Source organism: Klebsiella sp. Ech2A, assembly GCF_030078455.1.
Lineage (GTDB): Bacteria > Pseudomonadota > Gammaproteobacteria > Enterobacterales > Enterobacteriaceae > Klebsiella > Klebsiella terrigena.
The window spans coordinates 1-1,046 of record NZ_JAQGFU010000448.1; the positions used below are offsets into that span (position 1 = coordinate 1).

The window sequence follows — 1,046 nt, forward strand, 5'->3', positions numbered from 1 at the left end:
GGGGGGCCTCACCGGCCCCGGCACCCAGACCACCCCGGGCCGAACGCCGGTGGTGATGCTGTTGACCAGCATGGTGACGGAGCGGCGCATGGTCTCTTCAACGTCAATATGCGGCGCGGTACGGTAGGTTGAGTACATATCAATGGCGTCGATAATGCGCTGGGTCACGTTGCCGTGCAGATCGTAGCTCACGGCTATCGGGCAGGCGTCGCCGACGCAGGCCCGGGCGGCGGCGATCCAGTCGCCTTCGGCATCTTCCAGCCCTTCAACGTACATCGCGCCGTGCATCGCCAGATAGAGGCCGTCAACGGGCAGCGCCGCCTGCAGGCGGGTCAGAAACTCGGTCTTAAAGCTCTCATAGGCGGCACGCGCGACCGGGCCGCCGGGAATGGCGCGGGCGTGCAGGGTGGGCAGAAAGGTCGCCGGATAGTCCTTGAGAAACTGAAAGTAGGGCGCCGCCAGCAGCGCGTCACCTTCGACCGTGCGAAATTCGTCCTCGTGAGTCAGTACCGGATTGAAGGTGCTGCATTCAATGTGTATTCCGCCAACGGCAATGCGCATAGGGACCTCGTTAATATTCAGGAAATAAAACGTGAGTAAGGGCCACGCTTGCGGCAGCAAGCGCCCAACTGTCCTGTTCAAGCGGGCGGTAGATGAGCGGCGTTTTCCCCGCCATGCCGGGGAGCAGATAGGTTTCGATGGCCTGCTGCATCACGGTATTGAGCAGCCCCTGAAAGCTATCGGGCTGATGCGCCAGCATGATCGCCGCCGGATCGTGGGTCTGAATCTGATGGGAGATGGCCATCCCGAGCGCGTCGCCGGCCTGGTGCAGGATATGGATCGCCCCGGAATGTCCTTTGCGGGCCAGCGCCTCGAGCTCGGCGAGGCTGGTGGCCTCGATGCCCTCCATGCGCGCCTGTTCAAAGATGGCGGTCAGGGAGGCCACGGTGTCGAGGCAGCCGCGCTTCCCGCAGCGGCAGGGCTTACCCGCCGGCACGATTGTGCAGTGGGCGATTTCCCCGGCGCCGCCGTGGGCGCCGCCCCAG

Annotated in this window: 2 protein-coding genes; both read right to left on the bottom strand. The window is 64.3% G+C overall.

Annotation, left to right across the window (positions count from 1 at the left end):
• Window positions 1-561 (bottom strand): M81 family metallopeptidase (locus tag PFH44_RS27890; protein ID WP_283826883.1); only part of this gene is annotated, 561 nt, incomplete at its 3' end.
• Between the two features lie 10 nt (window positions 562-571).
• Window positions 572-1,046: ROK family protein (locus tag PFH44_RS27895; protein WP_283826884.1), on the bottom strand; the 475-nt coding region annotated here is incomplete at its 5' end.